The sequence below is a fragment of the Neobacillus sp. SAB-20_R2A genome, assembly GCF_049568635.1.
GTDB lineage: Bacteria > Bacillota > Bacilli > Bacillales > Cytobacillaceae > Neobacillus > Neobacillus citreus.
In genome coordinates, this window is sequence record NZ_CP145895.1 from 4,308,594 (window position 1) to 4,330,615 (window position 22,022).

General features: G+C 44.5%; 20 protein-coding genes. 4 read left to right on the plus strand and 16 right to left on the minus strand.

Annotated elements, in window-relative coordinates; translation table 11 throughout:
- Positions 1-50: 50 nt before the first annotated feature.
- Entirely contained in the window at positions 51-1,199 is a 1,149-nt protein-coding gene (locus V5M37_RS21090; RefSeq protein ID WP_423799021.1) for a glycosyltransferase, read from the plus strand.
- A 75-nt stretch (positions 1,200-1,274) separates the two neighbouring features.
- Entirely contained in the window at positions 1,275-2,294 is a 1,020-nt protein-coding gene (gene namA / locus V5M37_RS21095) for an NADPH dehydrogenase NamA (protein WP_423799022.1), read from the plus strand.
- A gap of 19 nt (positions 2,295-2,313) precedes the next feature.
- Here namA and rnz read toward each other — a convergent pair whose 3' ends face one another.
- Positions 2,314-3,255, minus strand: coding sequence for a ribonuclease Z (gene rnz, locus V5M37_RS21100; protein WP_423799023.1), 942 nt, complete (start codon positions 3,253-3,255; stop codon positions 2,314-2,316).
- Positions 3,256-3,423: 168 nt separating this feature from the next.
- Between rnz and zwf the strand changes: the two genes are divergently transcribed.
- Positions 3,424-4,920: a glucose-6-phosphate dehydrogenase gene (gene zwf / locus V5M37_RS21105; RefSeq protein ID WP_423799024.1), complete on the plus strand. Its 1,497-nt coding sequence runs from the start codon at positions 3,424-3,426 to the stop codon at positions 4,918-4,920.
- 32 nt (positions 4,921-4,952) lie between these two features.
- Here zwf and V5M37_RS21110 read toward each other — a convergent pair whose 3' ends face one another.
- The 4 genes from V5M37_RS21110 to mce form a co-directional block, all read right to left on the minus strand.
- Positions 4,953-6,221, minus strand: coding sequence for a DNA polymerase IV (locus V5M37_RS21110; protein ID WP_423799025.1), 1,269 nt, complete (start codon positions 6,219-6,221; stop codon positions 4,953-4,955).
- 74 nt (positions 6,222-6,295) lie between these two features.
- The gene (locus V5M37_RS21115; RefSeq protein WP_423799026.1) at positions 6,296-7,417 is read right to left on the minus strand and encodes a tripeptidase T; all 1,122 of its coding nucleotides are present in this window, start codon (positions 7,415-7,417) and stop codon (positions 6,296-6,298) included.
- 99 nt (positions 7,418-7,516) lie between these two features.
- Positions 7,517-9,064: an acyl-CoA carboxylase subunit beta gene (locus V5M37_RS21120; RefSeq protein ID WP_423799027.1), complete on the minus strand. Its 1,548-nt coding sequence runs from the start codon at positions 9,062-9,064 to the stop codon at positions 7,517-7,519.
- 4 nt (positions 9,065-9,068) lie between these two features.
- Entirely contained in the window at positions 9,069-9,482 is a 414-nt protein-coding gene (mce, locus tag V5M37_RS21125; protein WP_423799028.1) for a methylmalonyl-CoA epimerase, read from the minus strand.
- 162 nt (positions 9,483-9,644) lie between these two features.
- On the opposite strand from mce, the gene prli42 reads away from it, so the two are divergent.
- The gene (gene prli42 / locus V5M37_RS21130; protein ID WP_213144931.1) at positions 9,645-9,743 is read left to right on the plus strand and encodes a stressosome-associated protein Prli42; all 99 of its coding nucleotides are present in this window, start codon (positions 9,645-9,647) and stop codon (positions 9,741-9,743) included.
- Positions 9,744-9,783: 40 nt separating this feature from the next.
- On the opposite strand, the gene V5M37_RS21135 is transcribed toward prli42, so the two are convergent.
- The 11 genes from V5M37_RS21135 to V5M37_RS21185 all read right to left on the minus strand — a co-directional run bounded on the left by V5M37_RS21135 (position 9,784) and on the right by V5M37_RS21185 (position 21,989).
- The gene (locus V5M37_RS21135; RefSeq protein ID WP_423799029.1) at positions 9,784-10,296 is read right to left on the minus strand and encodes a L,D-transpeptidase; all 513 of its coding nucleotides are present in this window, start codon (positions 10,294-10,296) and stop codon (positions 9,784-9,786) included.
- A gap of 73 nt (positions 10,297-10,369) precedes the next feature.
- The gene (locus tag V5M37_RS21140) at positions 10,370-11,092 is read right to left on the minus strand and encodes an amino acid ABC transporter ATP-binding protein (protein WP_213144929.1); all 723 of its coding nucleotides are present in this window, start codon (positions 11,090-11,092) and stop codon (positions 10,370-10,372) included.
- Positions 11,085-11,744, minus strand: coding sequence for an amino acid ABC transporter permease (locus tag V5M37_RS21145; protein ID WP_213144928.1), 660 nt, complete (start codon positions 11,742-11,744; stop codon positions 11,085-11,087). The genes V5M37_RS21140 and V5M37_RS21145 overlap by 8 nt, the downstream gene beginning before the upstream one ends.
- A gap of 43 nt (positions 11,745-11,787) precedes the next feature.
- The gene (locus V5M37_RS21150) at positions 11,788-12,564 is read right to left on the minus strand and encodes a transporter substrate-binding domain-containing protein (protein WP_423799030.1); all 777 of its coding nucleotides are present in this window, start codon (positions 12,562-12,564) and stop codon (positions 11,788-11,790) included.
- 254 nt (positions 12,565-12,818) lie between these two features.
- On the minus strand, positions 12,819-13,256 hold the full coding sequence (locus tag V5M37_RS21155; protein ID WP_213144926.1) for a BrxA/BrxB family bacilliredoxin: 438 nt from the start codon (positions 13,254-13,256) through the stop codon (positions 12,819-12,821).
- A 108-nt stretch (positions 13,257-13,364) separates the two neighbouring features.
- The gene (gene meaB, locus V5M37_RS21160; protein ID WP_423799031.1) at positions 13,365-14,489 is read right to left on the minus strand and encodes a methylmalonyl Co-A mutase-associated GTPase MeaB; all 1,125 of its coding nucleotides are present in this window, start codon (positions 14,487-14,489) and stop codon (positions 13,365-13,367) included.
- Complete coding sequence (gene scpA, locus V5M37_RS21165; RefSeq protein ID WP_423802660.1) at positions 14,490-16,631, minus strand: methylmalonyl-CoA mutase; 2,142 nt, start codon at positions 16,629-16,631, stop codon at positions 14,490-14,492. It lies immediately after the preceding gene.
- A gap of 37 nt (positions 16,632-16,668) precedes the next feature.
- Positions 16,669-18,525, minus strand: a complete 1,857-nt coding sequence (locus tag V5M37_RS21170) for a methylmalonyl-CoA mutase family protein (protein WP_423799032.1) — start codon at positions 18,523-18,525, stop codon at positions 16,669-16,671.
- 141 nt (positions 18,526-18,666) lie between these two features.
- Complete coding sequence (locus V5M37_RS21175) at positions 18,667-19,971, minus strand: dihydrolipoamide acetyltransferase family protein (RefSeq protein WP_423799033.1); 1,305 nt, start codon at positions 19,969-19,971, stop codon at positions 18,667-18,669.
- 18 nt (positions 19,972-19,989) lie between these two features.
- Entirely contained in the window at positions 19,990-20,973 is a 984-nt protein-coding gene (locus V5M37_RS21180; RefSeq protein ID WP_423799034.1) for an alpha-ketoacid dehydrogenase subunit beta, read from the minus strand.
- Positions 20,974-20,984: 11 nt separating this feature from the next.
- Positions 20,985-21,989, minus strand: coding sequence for a thiamine pyrophosphate-dependent dehydrogenase E1 component subunit alpha (locus V5M37_RS21185; RefSeq protein ID WP_423799035.1), 1,005 nt, complete (start codon positions 21,987-21,989; stop codon positions 20,985-20,987).
- Between the last annotated feature and the right edge of the window lie 33 nt (positions 21,990-22,022).

Genomic DNA, 22,022 nt, shown 5'->3' on the forward strand with positions numbered 1-22,022 from the left:
TTTTAATTTTGGTAAACTAAGAGTAAGACGCAAAATAAAGGATTGTGGAAATGGAAAACATACTTATTCTATTGTTTTCATTAGGCCTCTTCGTTTGGCTTGTTTTTCTCTTAGATGCCATAATCGGCTTAAGAAAATTAGATTCGTTAGAAGATGAGGAGCCTCTTGATTGGGGGCCATTATTATCGGTCGTTGTCGCGGCTCGGAATGAAGAGGAACATATTAAAGCAAGTATTTTAAGCCAGCTTGAACAGACCTATAAAAATGTCGAGTGGATCCTGGTGAATGATCGCTCCACTGATGAAACCGGAAAATCAATGGAGCAATTGGCACACCAGGATTCAAGAATAAAGGTCGTCCATGTTCACGACCTTCCCGATGGCTGGCTTGGCAAGAACCACGCCTTATTCACTGGTGCGCAAATTGCACAAGGTAAATGGCTGTTGTTCACCGATGCTGATATCAAATACGAAAAAGAAGCATTCGCCAAGGCGCTCCATTATGCAGAGAAGCACCAGCTTGACCATTTAACTGCCGCACCGAATTTATCCGCAAAAAGCTTCTGGCTGAAAACCTTCGTCGCCTTTTTCTTGTTTGGGTTTTCCTATTTTAAACGCCCTTGGCTGGCGAATAATCCAAAATCGAAAACCGGAACAGGCATTGGCGCCTTTAACCTAATTTGCAAAGAAGCTTACGAAACATTTGGCACGCATGAACGGATCAAGATGCGGCCCGACGATGACCTGCAGCTGGGAATGCTTTTAAAAAAGGAAGGGTATCGGCAGAGAATTGTAACGGCACTCCAACTAATCGAAGTGGAGTGGTACGGCAGCCTTCATGAAGCTTTCGTTGGTCTCGAAAAAAACACCTTCGCCGGATTAAACTATCGAATCAGTATGGTGTTTTTTGCTATTTTCGGAGTATTCACCACTAATGTTCTCCCTTTTATTACGATTTTTTCCGGAAATAAAACCATTGCCCTGCTTAGTTTAGGAAATATTCTCCTAAGCGGCATTCATTACTTCATGATTATCAGAAGAATGACGGTATTCTCCCCTGCCTTGTTTCTGGTTTTGCCCCTTACCGCCTTATTGTTTATTTATTCCATCATCCGGGCAAGCTGGCTGACCTTCAAACGAGGCGGGATTGTTTGGAGGGGAACAACTTATCCGTTAAGCAAGCTAAGGGATCATGAGTAAGCAGGATTTTTCATGAAATAACCAGTATTTGCTATACTAATAGTGGCTTATTTTTGAAAATTAGGAGGTTCGCAAATGGCAGCAAAATTATTTTCTCCTTACACTGTTAAGGGGGTTACCTTTAAAAATCGGATTGTCATGGCGCCGATGTGCATGTACTCCAGCCATAATGAAGATGGTCATCTGCAAAACTGGCATCGCACCCACTATACATCAAGAGCCGTCGGGCAGGTTGGCCTCATCATTGTCGAGGCAACGGCAGTCAGTCCGGAGGGACGGATTTCGCCGCAGGATTTGGGGATCTGGAACGATGAGCATATCGCAGGCTTCCAGGAGCTTGCCGGGCTTGTTAAAGAACATGGCGCCAAAATTGGCATCCAGCTTGCCCATGCCGGCAGAAAAGCTGTTTTAGAAGGCGAGATATTAGCCCCTTCTGCTATCGCTTTTAACGAAGATTCAAAAACGCCGAAGGAAATGACGAAGGACGATATCGCAGCAACTATTGAAGCCTTTAAAAAAGGAGCAGAACGGGTTAAAAAAGCCGGGTTTGATGTGATTGAAATTCACGGAGCCCATGGCTATTTGATTAATGAATTCTTATCCCCGCTTTCCAATAAACGGACGGACGAATATGGCGGATCTGCCGAAAATCGCTACCGTTTCCTGCGGGAGGTAATTGATGCTGTTAAAACAGTTTGGGACGGACCGCTGTTTGTCCGCGTTTCTGCCCACGATTACCATGAGGATGGGTTAACCCCCGAAGATTATATAACCTTTGGCAATTGGATGAAAGAGCAAGGTGTGGATTTAATTGACGTCAGTTCAGGTGCGGTTGTCCCTGCGCGGATTGATGTCTATCCAGGCTACCAAGTAAAATATTCCGAAACGATTAAATATGGAGCAGACATTCCAACAGGAGCAGTTGGATTGATCACATCACCTCTGCACGCCGAAGAAATTTTGCAAAACGAACGGGCTGACCTAATCTTTTTAGCCCGCGAATTGCTGCGTGATCCATACTGGCCTAGAAAAGCAGCAAAAGAGCTCGGAGTTTCTATCGACGGTCCAAAGCAGTATGAACGCGGCTGGGTTTAAGCAGAAAAGCACTTACCGATTATGGTAAGTGCTTTTCACCTTTTAATGGAATGTTAATTTCCTTAAAGTCCTCGGCAATATCCGTATTTGGAAAGATTTCTGCTGCCTCTTTGACTAATTCCCGCCACGCATGCCGGTCATAACGCGAACTGATATGCGTCAGGCAAAGCTGCTTTGCTTCCGCTTGTTTCGCCACTTTGGCTGCCTGATGGGTCGTCGAATGGAAGTAGTCAAATGCCAGCTGGTCTTCCCCCTTGGCAAACGTTGCTTCATGAACTAACAGGTCTGCCCCTTTAGCCAAGAAAATCGCGTTTTCGCAGAATCTTGTGTCACCAAGAATCGTCACAACCCGGCCCTTTTGGGCTGGTCCGAGAAACTCGTTAGGTTCAATCACCCGCCCGTCTTCAAGCGTAACGATTTCCCCATCTTTAATTTTTTTAAAAATTGGTCCTGGCTGTACGCCTGCTTCCTTCAATTTATCTGCCAGCAAGGTTCCTGGTCTGTCTTTTTCAGCCACCCGATATCCGTAAGACATAATTCCATGGTCGAGCAGGCGGGCTTCCACCGAAAATTGCTCATCTTCAAAAACAATTCCTTCTTCAATTTCGACCACTTTCAACGGGTACTTTAAATAGGTTTGACTGATAGAAAGACTTATTTGAAGGAAGTCCCGAATCCCTTTCGGTCCGTAAACTGTAACTTCTGTTTCCCCGCCCTGGAATGACCGGCTCGATAACAGTCCGGGCAATCCATAAATATGATCGCCGTGCAAATGGGTAACGAATATTTTTTCAATTCGCCGCGGTTTGATGGATGTATGTAAGATTTGGTGCTGGGTTGCTTCGCCGGCATCGAACAACCAAACAGAACCGCGCTCCTCCAAGAGCTTGAGGGCAATTGATGTCACATTGCGAAGCTTGGCCGGCATGCCTGCCCCTGTTCCTAAGAAAAAGACATCCACAGTAAAAACTCCTCTCTCTTCCGTACCTGTTTTATTATCGTAACTATATCATAAAGTGTAAACCAATGCTTATTTGTTTCCTCCAAAAATGATACATGCTATTTTAGATATTAGCGAAATCTAAGATTATATAAAAGCTATTATCGCTAGGAAAGAGGTTAATACATAATGGATCAAAATCTGTCATCATTAATCATGATTTTTGGAGCAACCGGGGATTTATCCAAACGAAAGCTGTTTCCATCCCTTTATCGATTATATGAACGCGGCCGTTTAGACAAATTTGCCGTGATTGGAATTGCCCGAACCCAGCAGCCGCATGAGAAATTCAAGCAGTCCGTTAAGGATTCTGTCATTGCTGCATTAGGAGAGAAGCCAAACCTTGATGAGTTTGTGTCCCATTTCTACTATCAAAGTCACGATGTGGCGGATTCCAATTCCTATGCCGCTTTAAAAAATCTGGCGGATGAAATAGACGGCCACTACGGCCTTGAAGGCAACCGCATTTTCTATTTGGCCATGGCGCCTGAGTTCTTCGGACCGATTGCGCTTCATTTAAATTCAGACGGCCTTACCGATGTAAAAGGCTACAAGCGGCTTGTCATTGAAAAACCGTTTGGACATGACCTTGAATCGGCAAAGGAATTGAACAAGCAGATCAGGACTGCTTTCTCAGAAGAGGAAATTTACCGGATTGACCATTATTTAGGAAAAGAAATGGTCCGCAATATTGAAGTGATCCGCTTCGCTAATGCGATTTTCGAACCGCTTTGGAATAACCGGTATATTTCCAATATTCAAGTGACCTCCAGTGAAACGCTCGGCGTCGAAGAACGGGGCCGCTATTATGAATCAAGCGGTGCCTTACGAGATATGCTGCAAAACCATATGATGCAAATGGTGGCATTGCTTGCAATGGAGCCGCCGATCAAACTGACGACAGATGAAGTTCGCTCTGAAAAGGTTCGTGTCTTCCGGTCACTTCGGTCCATTGAGGGTGAGCAGGTAAAGAATTACTTTGTCCGCGGCCAATATGGCGAGGGTACAATTGGTGATAAGCAGGTTCCAAGGTACCGTGATGAGCCGAATGTAGATAAAGAATCCAATACTGAAACCTTTGTCGCCGGGAAAATTATGATTGACAATTTCCGCTGGGCCGGTGTTCCTTTTTACATTCGAACCGGAAAAAGAATGACCGCCAAAACAACTAAAATTGTCGTTCAATTTAAAGACATCCCGATGAATTTGTATTATCAGACGGAAAAAATGCTCAATCCAAACCTATTGGTGATTCATATTCAGCCGGAAGAAGGAATCACCCTGCATCTGAATGCAAAAAAAGCCGGCGGCCATTTAGATGCCCAAGAGGTAAAATTGAGCTTTGCCAATACCGGTATTCATGCGATGAACACGCCGGAAGGCTATGAAAAGCTGCTCTACGATTGCATGCGCGGTGATGCCACTAACTTCACCCATTGGGACGAAGTTGCCTACTCGTGGGCGTTCGTAGATAAAATCTCGAAGGTTTGGGAAAGTGAGAAGGCTGCCTATCCAAATTACGAGTCAGGCTCTATGGGGCCGAAAGAGGCAGATGAGCTGCTGGAGAAGGATGGCTTTTTCTGGTGGCCGGTGAACGAAATGTATGTCGATATTTGTAAACAATAAAAATAGAAGCTCCACTAGGCCTTCCTATTAGGCTAAGTGGAGCTTTCTTTATGATTTTGTAAAAAATCTTTGTTAAAGCTAGTCGCAGTACCTTTATTTTGGTCAGGTTCTATATGGTGGGATCCAGCGGTTTCAATGATATTTTTTCCATATTTGTCACGAAGGCTGGAAAGGGTTTTAAGAAGCGGCTCTTTTTTGGCGTCCTTTTCATAGGAAAACAAATCCAGCTGTTTATAGGCGTTGTCATGTTCCACTAAATCAGTTCCGGTGATTCCTAACAATCTAACCGGATCCCCGCTCCAATGTTTTAAAAGTAGTTGCTTGGCTAATGAAGCAAGTTCCTCTTTTTGGCCGATTGGATTAGCAAGCTTTTTACTCCGTGTGATGGTCTTTCTATCCTTGTACCGAATCGTGATACCGATAGTAGTTGCCAGGACATTTTTTCGTTTCAGCCTGACGGATACCGTCTCGGCGAGCGAATCCAAGACTTGAAAAAGCTCCTGCTGGTTGCTGACGTCTCGTGGCAAGGTGGTGGAATTGCCGATGCTTTTAAATTCATCAATCGATTCGGGGTCGACAGGCCGGTGGTCATTTCCATTTGCCCGCTCTTTTAAACGAATACCATTGATGCCAAGCAGTGTTTTTAGCTGAATATCATTAGCTTTTGCCAGTTCGCCAATGGTATGAATGCCGATGGTTTTTAGTTTTTCGGCCGTCTTTTTACCCACACCGTGCATTTCGTTTGTATTTAAAGGCCAGAGTTTGGCGGGGATATCACGTTTGCGAAGAATCGTGATTCCCATCGGTTTTTTCATATCTGAAGCCGTTTTGGCTAAAAATTTATTAGGGGCAATCCCGATGCTGCAGGGTAAATCCAGCTGCTCAAGGATTCTTTTTTGAATGGTTTGGGCGATTTCGATAGGACTGCCGAACTCAAAGCTTTCGGTAATATCCATATAGCCCTCGTCAATGGATACGGGCTCAACTAGGTCTGTGTACTGTCTGAGGATAGTAAACATGCCCATCGAGGCCGCCCGGTAACGGTCAAAATTGGGTGATTTGACAATCAGCTGCGGGCAAAGCTTTCTCGCTTCCCAAAGGGGCATCGTTGTTTTCACGCCAAATTTTCTCGCTTCATAGCTGCAGGTGACAATAATCCCTCTGCGCTCCTCAACGTTTCCGGCAATGGCAAGCGGCTTTCCTTTGAGGGAAGGGTCGTATGCCATCTCCACGGAAGCATAAAAGCTATTCATATCCACATGTAAAATGACCCGCCCGTTTTTTGGGTACATTTCCTTCATTCAGAGCCACCCCCTTTGACTATAGTATATCAAAAAGGAGAACCCATAAAAATCAGGTTCCCCTTCAAAAAACTTTATTGGTTCGTCACTTCATCAATGATCGCCAAGACCATTTCCCCAAGCTTGTATAGCTCCTCAATCGGCATGCGCTCATTGGTAGTGTGGATTTCTTCGTAACCGACAGCGAGGTTCACGGTTGGAATACCGAAGCCTGCGATGACGTTCGCGTCGCTGCCGCCGCCGCTATGCTGCAGCTCGCAGCTGCGGCCAATTTTAGCAGCTGCTTTACGAGCGATTTCTACCACCTGGTCGCCTTCACCAAATTTGAAGCCCGGATACATAACTTGCACATCCACCTCAGCACGTCCGCCCATTTCTGAAGCAACTGTTTCAAAGGCTTCCTTCATTTTCGCAGCCTGCGCTTCCATTTTTTCAGGAATCAAAGAACGGGCTTCAGCCAAAATATCAACCCGGTCGCAGACAATGTTTGTCGCTTGGCCGCCTTCAAAGCGTCCAATATTGGCAGTTGTCTCGTGGTCAATTCGCCCTAACGACATTCTCGCGATAGACTTTGCCGCAATCGTAATAGCAGAAACACCTTTTTCAGGTGCAACCCCGGCATGGGCTGTTTTTCCATAGATAACCGTTTTAATTTTCGCTTGGGTCGGTGCGGCCACAACCACGTTTCCGACTAACCCGTCGCTGTCAAGCGCGTAGCCATATTTTGCCTTCATTAGCGTAGGATCAAGAGCTTTTGCCCCGACAAGGCCGGATTCTTCCCCAGCGGTAATCACAAACTGGATTTGGCCATGCGCAATGTTTTGTTCTTTCATCACACGAATCACTTCTAACATAACAGATAAACCTGTCTTATCATCTGCTCCAAGGATGGTCGTTCCATCGGTCACTACATAACCGTCTTTTATCGAAGGCTTAACTCCCCTGGCAGGCACAACTGTATCCATATGAGAGGTAAAATAAATTGGGTCTACCCCTTCTTTCGTTGCAGCAAGGGTGCAGACCAAGTTGCCAGCGCCATGGCCAGTTATAGAAGTTGTATCATCCTCATATACGTCAAGTCCTAAGTCGCTGAACTTTTTCTTTAACACTTTAGCAATTTCGGCCTCATGTTTAGTTTCTGAATCAATTTGGACCAGCTCTAAAAATTCATTTAAAAGACGTTCTTGGTTAATCATTTGCCGAAGCCTCCAATATATGTACTTTACTTTTTCAGTATACCTTTTTTTCAAACGAGTCTACAAATGAAAGGACCATTAAAAATGGTCCCAAAAAATCTACAACGGAATATTTCCGTGTTTTTTATATGGTCTCGATTCTTTCTTCGACCTTAGCATCTCTAATGCTTGAATCAACTTGATTCTAGTTTCGCGCGGGTCGATGACGTCATCCACCATTCCCCTGGATGCCGCGACATAAGGGTTCGCAAATTTCTCACGGTACTCCTCTATTTTTTGCTGCCTAGTCTGTTCAGGGTTATCGCTGTTTTGGATTTCCTTTGCGAAAATAATATTAGCTGCTCCCTGTGGACCCATGACGGCAATCTCCGCATTCGGCCAGGCAAAGACAAGGTCGGCTCCGATTGACTTACTGTTAAGCGCCACATACGCGCCGCCGTAGGCTTTACGCAGAATTACCGTCAACTTCGGAACGGTCGCTTCTGAATAAGCAAATAAAATTTTTGCCCCGTGGCGGATGATGCCGCCATGCTCCTGCTTAACGCCCGGAAAGAAGCCAGTTACATCTTCAAAGGTGATAATCGGGATATTAAAAGAATCGCAGGTGCGAATGAATCGGGCTGCTTTGTCAGAAGAATCGATGTCAAGACCGCCGGCCATTACTTTTGGCTGGTTACAAACAAGTCCCACTGTTTCCCCTTTAATTCTTGCAAACCCAACAACAATATTTCTGGCAAAATCCTTATGAATTTCCATGAAAGAATCCGCATCAACAACCTGTTCAATAACATTTCTTACGTCGTATGGGCGGACAGCATCGAAGGGAATCACATCCGTCAAATCAGGACGGTAATCTTCCTCTTCTGCCACTTCCACTCTTGGCGGTTTTTCTTCATTATTCTGCGGCAAGTAGCTCAGCAGCTTTCGTACATTTGCCAAAACTTCTTCCTCGGTTGCACCGCGGAAATGAGCATTCCCGCTGATGGTATTATGTACACCGGCACCGCCCAAGTCTTCTGCCGAAATTTTCTCCCCAGTAACGGTTTCAATAACCTTCGGCCCAGTAATGAACATTTGGCTCGTTTTTTCCACCATGAATACAAAATCGGTAATTGCGGGTGAATAAACCGCACCGCCGGCACATGGGCCCATGATGACGGAAATCTGCGGAATGACTCCCGAATAAATAGAATTGCGGTAAAAGATTTGTCCGTAGCCGTCTAAGGATACAACCCCTTCTTGGATGCGGGCACCGCCGGAATCATTCAGACCGACAAACGGGGTGCCATTTTTGGCTGCCAAATCCATTACATTAGCAATCTTTTTGGCATGCATTTCCCCCAAAGCGCCGCCAAAAACGGTAAAATCCTGTGAAAACAAATAAATTGGACGTCCGTTCACTTTTCCATATCCAGTTACAACGCCATCGCCAGGCCCCTTTTGGTCTTCCATCCCAAAATCGTTTGTGCGGTGCTCAATAAATGGATTTAATTCAACAAACGTCCCCTTATCGACTAACAGGTCAATCCGCTCGCGGGCTGTCAGCTTCCCTTTTTCGTGCTGCTTTTCAATCCGTTCATCACCGCCGCCGAGTTCTACCTCCCGGCGTTTGTCATACAGCTCGTTTAACACTTCATAGATATCCATTTTGTTACCCCTTTGTCTGTTTCTTTTCGCAAAGCTCAAATAAAACGCCCGATGCCGATTTTGGATGCATGAAGGCAATATCTGCCCCGCCTGCCCCTGGCCTTGGCACCTCATCGATCATCCTAATACCATGCTCCTTCATTTCCGCAATTCTTGCTTCAATTGATTCCACCCCAAGAGCTACATGGTGTATGCCCTCGCCGCGTCTTTCAATGAAGTTGGCAATCGTGCTCTCCTCTGAAGTAGGTTCGAGAAGCTCAAGCTTGGTCTCGCCGGCCTGCAAAAATGCAACCTTTACCTTTTGACTGACCACTTCTTCAATTTTTAAAAGAGGGAGCTTTAACACTTCCGTATAAAAAGGAAGGGTCGCCTCAAGAGACATTACAGCAATTCCAATATGATCGATTTTTTTAATCATTTTAAAATCCCCTTTTTTCAATTTTAACATAAATTCGACAATAACATTATTCGTGAAAAAGTTCATAAATCCTTCCTAAATTGCTGAGTTGTTCCGTTGTCCTTTTGGGCTTTTCCAAGTACAATGTAGTTAAAACCTTTTAACCAAAAGGAGGCATTCATTTTGAATAACAAAAAATCCAGAAAAATTATTGTTTATTTAATGCTCTTTGCTATGCTGGCTTCCACTCTTCTAATTGGAATTGCCCAGTTCTTATCATAACAAAAAGGGACTGTCCGCATTGACGGACAGTCCCTTTTTCTTATTTGATAGCACCGCTTTCCTTTGCCAGTGCTTCAAATGATTTATTGGATGATGTTACTAAAATTTTTGTCCCAAGCGGTATCAACGGGAATAATGAGGTAATAACCTCATTCTGGGTGCGGATACAGCCTTGTGAAACATATTTTCCAACGGAAGCCGGCTGATTGGTGCCATGAATACCGTAGATTCTGCCATCAGTCTCCCTTGCGTCAAAGCCAAGCCACCGCGAACCTAGCGGATTCTTCGGATCGCCCCCTGGAATGTCGCTGCGGCGATAGTATGGATTCTCTGCTTTTACCGTAATGGTAAACAGGCCCTCCGGCGTTAAATCCTCTGTCTTTCCCGTCCCGACACTAACTACGGTTTGGACTCTATTCTCACTAATAAAGGCAAGTTCATTATTACTTTTATTCACGATCACAAATGGATCCCCAGGCAATGGGTTCGGACCCAATGGCCAGATGGGGGATAGGGAAAGTGCCATCAGGATTGACGAAAAGATTTTGATCATAATCATCCTCCTGCCGTTTTTCCCCTAGTTTGCATCAATCTAACATTCTTATTCATTTTCTACGATCAACAATTTATAAAACTTTTTCTAAAAAGTCCTTTGCACGAGTGGTCTTTGGATTTTTGAAAAACTCTTCCGGCGAGCCTTCTTCTAACAATTTCCCTTCATCAAGAAACATAATCCGGTCGGAAACTTCCCGCGCAAATCCCATTTCATGGGTAACGATTGCCATCGTAATACCTGTATGAGCCAAGTCCTTAATAACATTAAGAACTTCCTTGACCATCTCTGGGTCAAGTGCAGATGTCGGTTCATCAAATAGCATTAACTTTGGCTCCATGGCAAGGGCACGGGCGATGGCCACCCTCTGCTTCTGCCCCCCTGAAAGATTATTAGGATAGGCTGATTCTTTTTCAGACAGTCCCACTTTGGCTAATAGTTCGCGGCCTTTTTTCTCAGCAGTTTCCCTAGATTCACCTTTAACTCTCATCGGTGCATACGTTAAGTTCTGCAAAACAGTCATATGAGGGAATAAATAGAAATGCTGAAAGACCATGCCGATTTCCTGTCTGACTTTCGAAATATCCGTTTTTCGGTCGGTAATGTCTTGATTATTAATCCACACTTTCCCTTTTGTCGGTTCCTCCAACAAATTCAAACAGCGAAGAAAGGTTGATTTTCCTGACCCTGATGGTCCGATAATGGAGACTACCTCACCGCTTTCGATACTGGTTGAAATATTTTTTAAGACTTCATTATCGCCAAACTGTTTATAGAGGTTCTCTACTTTAATCACTATATTTCAGCCTCCTTTCAACCAGTTTGCCAGCAGTTGTTAAAACGAAAACGAGGACCCAATAGATCAGTCCGACAAAAATTAATGGTTCAAAATTATGATACGTATCTGCTCCCACAACCTGGGCACGGCGCATTAAATCCAAGTAGCCGATTGTTGATACAAGCGCCGATTCCTTTGTTAAGGTAACAAATTCATTCATAAGGGCCGGTAAAATATTTTTAAGGGCCTGCGGCAAAATAATGTCCTTCATCATCAGGCGATAAGGAACACCGAGCGCCAGGGCTGCTTCTGTCTGACCTTTATCCACGGCTTGAATGCCCGCTCTGATAATCTCTGACACATACGCAGATGAATTCAGCCCAAATGCCAGAATAGACGATAGGAATGGATCAATATCGTAACCTGTTAATTGCGGAACCGCAAAATAAATTAACATTAGTTGTAAAATCAATGGCGTTCCGCGGAAAATGGATGTATATATATCTGCAAGCCAATTTAAAGCCTTGACTCTGGAAATTTTCAATAATGCCAGAATGGTACCGAGAACAAATCCAAATATAATGGCGACAACGACAAATTTTAATGTTACCCATATTCCTTTTAGTATAAAAGGAATATAAGGCACAATTTGGCTAAAATCCAAATTCATGCCTTACACCTCACCTCAAATATTTTCTTTTAAAAAAATGCTATTATTGTTGGTCTTTTAACCACTTATCTTTCAATTCTTGCAGCTTTCCATTTTGCTCCAATTTATCAAGAGCCTTATTAACATCCTTTACAAGCGCACTGCCTTTAGGAAAAGCGATGGCCATCCCTGGTGAACTGCTTGTAGGATCATCAAATCCCGCTAAATTTTGCTCTTTAATATAACCGGTAGCCACTGACTTATCTAAATAAGCGGCATCGATTCGCTTAGTTAATAGTTCTTGAATTAAAGTTGTAGCATTGTCTAATGGCTTTGATGTAAAGTTAATCTTCTTTTGAAGTTCCTTAGCACCCTCTTCTTGGATGGTTCCTAATTGAACACCAAGTGTTTTTCCTTTTAAATCATCTACTGTTTTAATGTTAGAATCCTTTAAAGTAATGAACATTTCACCTGAACGATTATATTCGGTTGAAAAATCTACATTCTTTTTACGCTTCTCAGTTGCTGACATTCCAGCAAGGACCATATCAACACGTTTTGCCTGCAATGCTCCGATTAAGCCATCAAACTTCATGTCTTTAATTTCAAGCTTATATCCTAATTCGTCAGCAATCGCATTTGCCAGGTCAATATCGAAACCTTCAATGTCACCTGATGGATTTCTAGATTCAAATGGAGCAAAATCAGCCGATGTTGCCATTGTTAGTAATTTTTTGTCCGACGATTTTTCACCGTTGGCTCCGTCCTTATTACTTTGGCCGCAAGCAGCCATAACGACTAATGAAAAAATAATAGTTAGAAATAAAAATGTCTTTTTCATGATGTCCCTCCTGATTATTAAAATTTGAAATTATATAATGACTTGAATTTTTATTCAACAAAATGGATATTAACACAGCAATGAATTTTTGAAAAGATATTTTTCTAATATAAAAATATTCAAAAAATTGAGCGTACCTTTTATACTAGTTAAAATGGGCACAAACCATTTTTTTATGTGTATTTTCATAAAAAAACACCTCTTTTATGAAGAGGTGTTTAATAGGTATATTTAACCTTTCTTGGGTTAAATTATTATATTTCTTCGCAATATTTATCAAATTCCTGCTGAAGCTTGGCAACCACCGTTGCTGGGTCATAGCCTTCAATCTGATGTCTTTCAATCATGGAACAAATCTTTCCGTCCTTTAATAAGGCGAAGGAAGGAGAGGATGGCGGATAGCCTGTAAAATAGCTTCTTGCCTTTTCTGTCGCTTCTTTATCCTGACCGGCAAAAACCGTTACTAGGTGATCTGGGCGCTTATCATAATGAACGGAGTATGCTGCCGCTGGACGGGCAATACCGCCGGCGCAGCCGCAAACAGAATTAATCATGACTAGAGTTGTACCCTTTTGGTTTAAAGCCTCTTCAACCTCATCGGCTGTCTTTAGCTCTTGGTATCCGGCAGTGGAGATTTCCTGACGCGCCTGGCGGACAACATCGTTCATAAAAATATTAAAATCCATGCTCATTGAATTCACTCCTTATGTCTTACATACCTACATCATAACAGTTAAAATATGTTTTTTTCAAATGATTATTCCTGACGTGAAAAAGAAAAGCTGCCGATGAATCGACAGCTATTGATTAGAGTTTATAAATGTCTCATAAAGCTTTTCCACGGCTGTGGCCACCGTTACGTCCCCGGTGATGACTTCGTTTTCATACTTAGGAAGCAAATTCTTCACACCAGGGTGATGAAAGAAATGATAGTGAAGAGTATCGGTAATCATCGAATACAGCCATTCTCTTGATTGAAATTTTCTTCTTTCGTCGAAAACGCCTGAGGTTTTCACCGTCGTTTCGAAGGTTTGGATGAGCTTCCAGATATCTGCGATTCCCTCGTGGGTCAAAGACGAACAGGTATAGGCTTTCGTTCCCCATCCCTTTGTGGCCGGCTGGAGAAAATGCAGGATACGGTTATATTCTTTCCTCGTTTTCTCGGCATTTTGCTTATTCGTCCCGTCCGCTTTGTGGACGATGAGGCAATCGGCCAGTTCCATAATGCCTTTTTTCATTCCCTGCAATTCGTCACCAGCACCTGTTAGGACAAGCAGCATGAAAAAGTCGACCATATCACGAATGATAACTTCACTTTGGCCTACACCGACCGTTTCAATTAGTATGACATCAAAGCCAGCTGCTTCACAAATCAGCATTGCTTCCCTTGTTTTCCGGTGAACCCCGCCGAGCTTCCCAGCCGTTGGCGAGGGACGGATAAACGCTTTTGGATTCCGGGCCAATGTTTCCATTCGGGTTTTGTCACCGAGGATGCTCCCGCCGCTAATCTTTGAGCTTGGGTCAATCGCCAAAACGGCAACTCTTAGTCCAAGTTCACATAGATAGGTTCCGAACGCCTCAATAAATGTGCTTTTTCCAGCCCCAGGCACCCCGGTAATACCGATGCGAATTGACTTACTAGAGTGAACCAGCAGCTTTTGCAGGAGCGCCTGTGCTTTTTGAAAATGCTGTTCAGCGTTGCTTTCCACAAGGGTAATCGCCCGGGCAAGCAGGCTTCGATCACCTTTAAGGACCCCTTCATACAATTCGTCTAGCGAGGGCTCAGTCGATCCGCGTTTTTGAAAACGGACATTTTTTTGAAAAGTCACTTCTCCTGTTTCCTGCTCCTTGCCTTTCCTGATGACAGTTGAAAATTTATCCGGCTCTTCGGGGTTTGCCCATTCCGGTCTTTGTTCACCCGTCATTTAATTTGCCACTTCCTCGTACCCAAGCTGTCTATATATCTCCTTGATTACCTTTTGCGCAGCTACTGGAATAATCGTACCAGGGCCGAAGATGGCCGCCGCACCATTGTCATATAAGAATTGATAATCCTGAGCTGGGATAACGCCGCCGACAACAACCAAAATATCCTCGCGGCCTAATCTTTTCAATTCATTAATAAGCTGCGGAAGGAGCGTCTTATGACCAGCAGCAAGTGAACTCATTCCGATCACGTGAACGTCATTTTCCACCGCTTGCAGGGCTGTTTCCTCCGGTGTTTGGAAGAGCGGGCCGATATCGACATCAAAGCCAAGATCGGCAAATGCCGTAGAAATGACCTTCGCCCCGCGATCATGACCGTCCTGCCCCATTTTCGCAATCAGAATCCGCGGCCGTCTGCCTTCATTTTCAAGGAATTCTTCTGTCATTCTTTGGACTTCGGCAATTTCTTCTTCGTTTGTAAAAGAAGTGCTGTAGACGCCGCTAATGGAACGGATAATTGCTTTATGACGACCCGCTGCTTTTTCTATCGCATCGGAAATTTCGCCTAGCGTCGCTCTTTCGCGTGCCGCCTTGACAGCAAGCTCTAATAAATTCCCTTCGCCGGAAGCAGCCGCATTGGCTAAAGCTATTAAAGCCTCTTCCACTTTCTGAAAGTCCCGATTTGCTTTTAAGGAATTTAGTTTTTCAATTTGCTTTAAACGGACAGCTGTATTATCAATGTCCAAAATATCAATTGGCTCTTCTTTTTCAAGCCGGTAGCGATTAACACCAATAATCGTTTCTTTTGCAGAGTCGATTTGTGCCTGCCGTCTTGCCGCCGCCTCTTCAATTTTCATTTTCGGCAGCCCGGTTTCAATAGCCTTCGCCATTCCGCCGAGATTTTCAATCTCCTCGATATGTGTCCAAGCCCGCTTGATTAATTCATCCGTCAGTTTTTCCACATAGTAGGAGCCTGCCCATGGATCGATAACCTTGGTTATGCCAGTTTCTTCTTGTAAAAACAACTGCGTATTACGGGCAATCCGCGCTGAAAAGTCGGTCGGCAGGGCAATCGCTTCGTCCAACGCATTTGTGTGCAGGGATTGGGTGTGGCCCATTGCCGCCGCATGCGCTTCAATCAGCGTCCGGGTTACATTATTAAACGGATCCTGCTCGGTCAAACTCCAGCCTGATGTTTGCGAATGGGTGCGGAGTGCCATTGATTTTTCGTTTTTCGGATGGAAGGATTTCATCATTTTTGCCCAGATATATCTTGCTGCCCGCATTTTGGCCACTTCCATGAAGTAGTTCATACCGATGGCCCAGAAAAAGGACAGTCTTGGGGCAAATGAATCAATGTCGATTCCGGCTTTAAGTCCGGTTCTTACATATTCCAAGCCGTCTGCTAACGTATAAGCGAGTTCGATATCGGCAGGTGCCCCGGCCTCCTGCATATGATAGCCAGAAATACTAATGCTATTAAACTTAGGCATGTATTTGGACGTATATTCGAAGATATCGGCAATGATCTTCATCGACATTTCTGGCGGATAAATATACGTATTCCTGACCATGTACTCTTTTAGAATATCATTTTGAATCGTTCCGGACAGTTTTTCCTGGCTGACTCCCTGTTCTTCGGCCGTTACGATGTAAAAAGCCAGTACCGGGAGAACGGCGCCATTCATCGTCATGGAAACGGACATTTGATCGAGCGGAATTCCGTCAAAGAGAGTTTTCATATCGAGCACTGAATCAATTGCCACCCCAGCTTTCCCAACGTCACCGACTACCCTTGGATGGTCAGAGTCATATCCGCGGTGAGTGGCCAGGTCAAATGCCACCGATAAGCCTTTTTGCCCCATCGCCAGATTGCGGCGGTAAAAGGCGTTACTCTCTTCGGCAGTGGAGAATCCGGCATACTGCCTGACTGTCCAAGGACGGTTCACATACATGGTCGGATATGGTCCCCTTGTGTATGGAGGAAGCCCCGGCAGGCTGCCGAGCTGTTCTGTCCCGTCTCGGTCTTCCTTTGTATAAATCGGTTTTAGCATGATTTGTTCATTGGTCTCGAACAGTAAATCATCAAGGGAGGAGGAAATCTCTTTATCAACTTTTTCCTGCCATGCTTCTTCCGTGATAAAATTCTGGTTCTCAAACAGTTTTGCGTTTTGAAAATCAGGCTTTTGTTTGTTCAAGAGAGTTCACCTCCATGTCAGATAGGATTTCATCGATGGTTTCACAGCAATTGCTTTTTACATGAATAAACCGCTTAAGCCCCTCTTCGTGCCACTGGGCCTGCAGTTCTTTATCAGGAAGCCCGGCCAGAAGGAAGATTAGGTTTGGAAATTCAGATTTTAACGCTGTCAGCATCTCATGTCCGATTTGCTCATACTGTTCATTTGTTCCGCAAATGCAGACAAAGTTAGTTTTTAAGTCTATGATAAATTGTCTGGCATCCTCTATCGTGTGGACCGGCTTGCTTTCAGCAGGATGGATTCCGCCGGCTGCAAGAAAGCCCTTCATGAAATCAAGTCTTGGTTTATGCTGCTTTAGTTCGCCTAGACATAGCATGCCGACTGAAGGTGCAGCACCTGTTGTTTCCTGTAATTGGTTTGCCTTGAAGCGAAGCTCCTCATATGGTTCTGCTAATCTGTGCTGAGGGATGGCCTCGTAGTCCTTTGTGGCTGCGGCCATTTTCATTAGCTGCTTTTGGATAGGTACCGCTTCATCCAATTTGGCATAAACATTTGTCCCGACGATACTTTGCTTTCTTATTTGAATATCGAGGTTCTTTTTTTCATAAACAGCAGCAATGTGCTGTTGAAGCCAGTTTGACTTTAATGCCTCCAAAATGCCTCCCGCAGCCTCAATTCCCTTAAAAAATTCCCATGCATTTTCCGCTAGCTGATTGGTCAGCGTCTCCACATACCAAGAGCCGCCTGCAGGGTCAACCACCTTCTGCAAGTGTGCTTCTTCTTTTAAAATTAGCTGGATGTTGCGAGCAATCCGTTCGGAGAAAGAAGTAGGCCCAGTCAATTCATTAAACGGCTCCACATGCAAATATTGGGCTCCCCCTAAAACAGCGGCAAATGCCTCGTTGGCGGAACGAAGGATATTGACATGAGAGTCAAAGATAGTTTTTGTAAAAGATGAGGTTGTGGCGGCAATCTGCATACCCCTTGCTTCCGCTTCGGCACCGTAAAGTTCCGCAATCCGCTTCCAGATTACGCGGGCTGCTCTAAGCTTGGAGAGTTCCATAAAAAAGTTGCTGCCGATGGAAAATTGGAAAACTATTTTTGATAGAGCTTTTTCAATGTTCATGCCATTATCAAGAAGCTCTTGTAAGTAATAGACTCCTGTGGCTGCGGCAATCCCGAGCTCTTGAACAGCGTTAGCTCCGCCATTATGGTACGGAGTGGTGTCGACAAGAACAGTACGTAAATAAGGAAACTTTCCATCTGCTTGCAGGATTTGACTTGTCCGTTCTTTAAGTAATTCCTCTTCGATTGCTCCAACTTCTGCAAATAGGGAAACGGGGTCATTGCCTATGTAGCCTGTAAGGTTTGTTCCATCACTATACTGGCCGGCAAGATTTTTTAAAATGTCATTCAATTCCCATCTGGCGTTGATAGCAAATGGGTATTCTTTCTCTAAACCACCCAATAAATCTGGAAAACTATTGTTTTTCGAAACTTCAAAAGAAATTGCTGTTTGTCCCTTTTCAAGGGCCTCTTGAAGCTTTTGTTTAAGTTCTTCGGGTGTTTGATAAGATATTTTCTGGGCAACTTTCCATTCGTCTGTTACATATCCTAATGGGGCAATTCCCCTTCTAAAATCAGATCCTCCAGGATAGTCAGGTACCTGTTGTTCATCCTGCTCGGTATAAAGCGGTTTCAAAACAATGTTTTCATAGGTGGTACTTTGTAATAATTCAATCTTTTTCCCTTTTAATGATTTCTCGGCCTGTTCCTTCCAATCATCTATTGTTTTTACAGGGAAAGATTGATTACGTATATTTTCCAAACTCCTCATCCCCCTTCCGCATATTATTGAACTAATATTCAATTAATTCTATTTTAGGGTACAACCTCGATTCAGGCAAACATTTTCAAAACTTAAAAAATAAACAGCCGCCAATCAAAACTTGAATGGCGGCTGTTGCCGGCAAATTTTTTAGTAAATAGAGGTTGTTGTTTTAGACATGTTTTCGATGATTTCTTTCACCCTAGCCAGGAACCGGCCGCAAACAAGCCCGTCAAGAACACGGTGATCTAAAGACATACAAAGATTTACCATATCACGAACTGCAATCATCCCGTTATTCATGACAACAGGACGTTTCACAATGGATTCGACCTGAAGGATCGCGGCCTGCGGGTAATTAATGATGCCCATTGACTGGACAGAACCAAAAGATCCGGTGTTATTGACTGTTATCGTACCACCCTGCATATCCTCCGGACGAAGCTTTCCGGACCGCACCTTCACGGCAAGGTCAGAGATTTCACGGGCAATACCTTTAATCGTTTTCTCATCGGCATTTTTGATGACAGGCACGAATAAAGCGTCATCTGTGGCGACTGCAATCGAAATATTGATATCCTTCTTCTGAATAATCTTGTCGCCGGCCCACATCGAATTAATTTGTGGGAATTCTTTTAGAGCCTGAGAAACGGCTTTTACAAAGAAAGCAAAGAATGTTAAATTGAAGCCTTCTTTTTTCTTGAATTCATCTTTTATGGAATTGCGGTAGTCAACAAGGTTCGTGGCATCGACTTCCACCATTGTCCAGGCATGCGGTATTTCATGCTTGCTGCGCAGCATGTTCGTAGCAATCGCTTTGCGAACGCCGGTAACTGGAATTTCGATATCCCCTGCTGCCACCGGAACCGATACGGCAGGTGCCGGTGCAATTGAAGCTTGAGCAGGCTGACTAGGAGCCACAACCTCCTGAACAGGCAGTTTACTAGCTGCTTGCACTGGTGCCTCCGCTTTTTGTCCTGCTGCTGGAATATTACCAGACTCAATGATTTGCAATAAATCCTTACGAGTTATCCTGCCCCCAGCACCAGTACCTAAAACCTGCGTTAAATCAATGCCATGCTCCTGCGACAACTTAAGAACAGCCGGCGAATACCTGGCCCGATTCCCCTGATCAACAGGAGTGGCAATACCGTTCCCTACAGCCGCTTTTAGTTCAGGTGCGGAAACAGCTGCCTCCGGAGCAGGAGCGCCGCCTTCCGTTTCGATGGTACAGATAATTTCCCCAACAGCCATTGTATCACCTTCGGAAGCAATGAGTTCCTTAATTACACCTGAAAAAGAAGAAGGAACTTCCGCGTTAACCTTATCTGTCATGACTTCTGCCAGAGGGTCGTATTTATTTACCTTATCTCCAACAGAGACTAGCCATTTGCTGATTGTACCTTCCGTTACACTTTCGCCTAACTGCGGCATTTTAATTTGTTCAGCTGCCACTATTTCATCCTCCTAAACCTAAAACTCCGCAAGCTCGCGCATTGCTTTTTCGACCTTATCCGGATTGACCATAAAGAATTTTTCCATTGTTGGCGCATATGGCATTGCTGGAACATCTGGGCCGGCTAACCTTTTAATCGGGGCATCCAGTTCAAATAAGCAGTTCTCGGCAATAATGGCGGCAACCTCACTCATAATGCTGCCTTCTTTATTGTCCTCCGTGACGAGCAGTACCTTACCTGTTTTCGATGCTGCTTCGATAATCGCTTCTTTATCTAGCGGATAAACGGTACGCAAATCCAAAATATGCGCAGATATGCCGTCTTTGGCTAATTTCTCTGCCGCTTGCAGGGCAAAATGCACGCAAAGCCCGTAAGTGATAACAGTGATGTCCTCTCCTTCACGCTTTACATCAGCTTTACCAATTGGCAGGGTATAATCTTCAGTAGGCACTTCACCTTTAATTAAGCGGTAGGCCCGTTTATGTTCGAAAAATAACACCGGGTCATTATCGCGAATGGCCGCTTTTAAAAGTCCCTTTACATCATATGGGGTGGATGGCATCACAATTTTTAAGCCTGGCTGATTTGCAAATACGGCCTCAACTGATTGTGAATGATACAAAGCTCCATGAACGCCGCCGCCATATGGAGCGCGGATGACAATTGGACAGTTCCAATCGTTATTAGAACGATAGCGGATCCTTGCCGCCTCGGAAATAATTTGGTTTACTGCGGGCATAATAAAATCAGCGAACTGCATTTCCGCAATTGGCCGCATTCCGTACATGGCGGCCCCGATTCCGACACCGGCTATCGCTGATTCCGCCAACGGCGTATCAATTACGCGATCTTCACCAAATTGTTCATACAGTCCTTGTGTAGCCTTAAAAACGCCGCCTTTTCTCCCCACATCTTCACCAAGAACAAAAACTCGTGAGTCTCTCTCCATTTCCTCGCGAATGGCCATAGTAACTGCATCAATATATGAAATAACTGCCATATTTCTTCCCCCTAACGATCCCCATATACATATTTCAATGCATCCTCTGGCGCTGCATAAGGTGCATTTTCTGCATAGTCAGTGGCTTCATTGACGATCTGCATGACGCGGTCATTGATTTCCTGCTCCAATACATCATTCAACACGCCGGTTTCCTTCAGATATGCACCAAAGGTGATGATTGGGTCCTGCGATTTTGCCTTTGCAACCTCATCAGGCGCCCGGTATGAGCGGTCATCATCGTCAGAAGAATGCGGAGTTAAACGATAAGAAACAGTTTCAACTAAAGTCGGACCTTCGCCGCGGCGCCCGCGCTCGGCCGCTTCCTTAACAACTTTATAAACCTCTAACGGGTCATTGCCGTCTACTGTATAGCCGGGCATGCCGTAACCAATGGCACGGTCAGAAACCTTCTCACAACCCAATTGTTTTTCAATTGGCACAGATATCGCATATTTATTATTTTCACACATAAAAATGACCGGTAGTTTATGAACACCAGCAAAGTTGGCACCCTCATGGAAATCCCCCTGGTTTGAGGATCCTTCCCCGAACGTAACAAAGGAAACAAAGTCCTTCTTCTCCATTTTACCGGCAAGTGAAATCCCCACCGCATGAGGAACTTGCGTAGTTACAGGCGATGAACCGGTGACGATCCGATTCTTCTTTTGCCCAAAATGTCCCGGCATCTGCCGCCCTCCGGAGTTAGGGTCTTCTGCTTTGGCGAAACCTGACAGCATCAACTCTTTTGGAGTCATCCCAAACGTTAATACGACACCCATATCACGATAATAGGGCAATACATAATCTTTTTCCCGGTCTAGGGCAAAGGCAGCACCTACTTGTGCAGCCTCCTGCCCTTGGCAGGATATTACAAATGGTATTTTACCTGCACGGTTCAACAGCCACATCCGCTCATCGATACGGCGGGCCAAAAGCATCGTTTCAAACATTTCCAGCACTTTTTCATCTCTTAAGCCTAAAGCTTCATGACGCTTTTCCACCATTAACTTCATTCCTCCCGTTTGTTCGCTTTAAATCATTTCTCT

What these genes read in the sequence shown, in the direction of transcription:
- V5M37_RS21090 (WP_423799021.1), top strand. Translation starts at nt 51, where the DNA reads ATGGAAAACATACTTATTCTATTGTTTTCATTAGGCCTCTTCGTTTGG.
- namA (WP_423799022.1), top strand. Translation starts at nt 1,275, where the DNA reads ATGGCAGCAAAATTATTTTCTCCTTACACTGTTAAGGGGGTTACCTTT.
- zwf (WP_423799024.1), top strand. Translation starts at nt 3,424, where the DNA reads ATGGATCAAAATCTGTCATCATTAATCATGATTTTTGGAGCAACCGGG.
- V5M37_RS21110 (WP_423799025.1), bottom strand. Translation starts at nt 6,221, where the DNA reads ATGAAGGAAATGTACCCAAAAAACGGGCGGGTCATTTTACATGTGGAT.
- V5M37_RS21115 (WP_423799026.1), bottom strand. Translation starts at nt 7,417, where the DNA reads ATGATTAACCAAGAACGTCTTTTAAATGAATTTTTAGAGCTGGTCCAA.
- V5M37_RS21120 (WP_423799027.1), bottom strand. Translation starts at nt 9,064, where the DNA reads ATGGATATCTATGAAGTGTTAAACGAGCTGTATGACAAACGCCGGGAG.
- mce (WP_423799028.1), bottom strand. Translation starts at nt 9,482, where the DNA reads ATGATTAAAAAAATCGATCATATTGGAATTGCTGTAATGTCTCTTGAG.
- V5M37_RS21135 (WP_423799029.1), bottom strand. Translation starts at nt 10,296, where the DNA reads ATGATCAAAATCTTTTCGTCAATCCTGATGGCACTTTCCCTATCCCCC.
- V5M37_RS21145 (WP_213144928.1), bottom strand. Translation starts at nt 11,744, where the DNA reads ATGAATTTGGATTTTAGCCAAATTGTGCCTTATATTCCTTTTATACTA.
- V5M37_RS21150 (WP_423799030.1), bottom strand. Translation starts at nt 12,564, where the DNA reads ATGAAAAAGACATTTTTATTTCTAACTATTATTTTTTCATTAGTCGTT.
- V5M37_RS21155 (WP_213144926.1), bottom strand. Translation starts at nt 13,256, where the DNA reads ATGAGCATGGATTTTAATATTTTTATGAACGATGTTGTCCGCCAGGCG.
- meaB (WP_423799031.1), bottom strand. Translation starts at nt 14,489, where the DNA reads ATGACGGGTGAACAAAGACCGGAATGGGCAAACCCCGAAGAGCCGGAT.
- V5M37_RS21170 (WP_423799032.1), bottom strand. Translation starts at nt 18,525, where the DNA reads ATGAGGAGTTTGGAAAATATACGTAATCAATCTTTCCCTGTAAAAACA.
- V5M37_RS21180 (WP_423799034.1), bottom strand. Translation starts at nt 20,973, where the DNA reads ATGGCAGTTATTTCATATATTGATGCAGTTACTATGGCCATTCGCGAG.
- V5M37_RS21185 (WP_423799035.1), bottom strand. Translation starts at nt 21,989, where the DNA reads ATGAAGTTAATGGTGGAAAAGCGTCATGAAGCTTTAGGCTTAAGAGAT.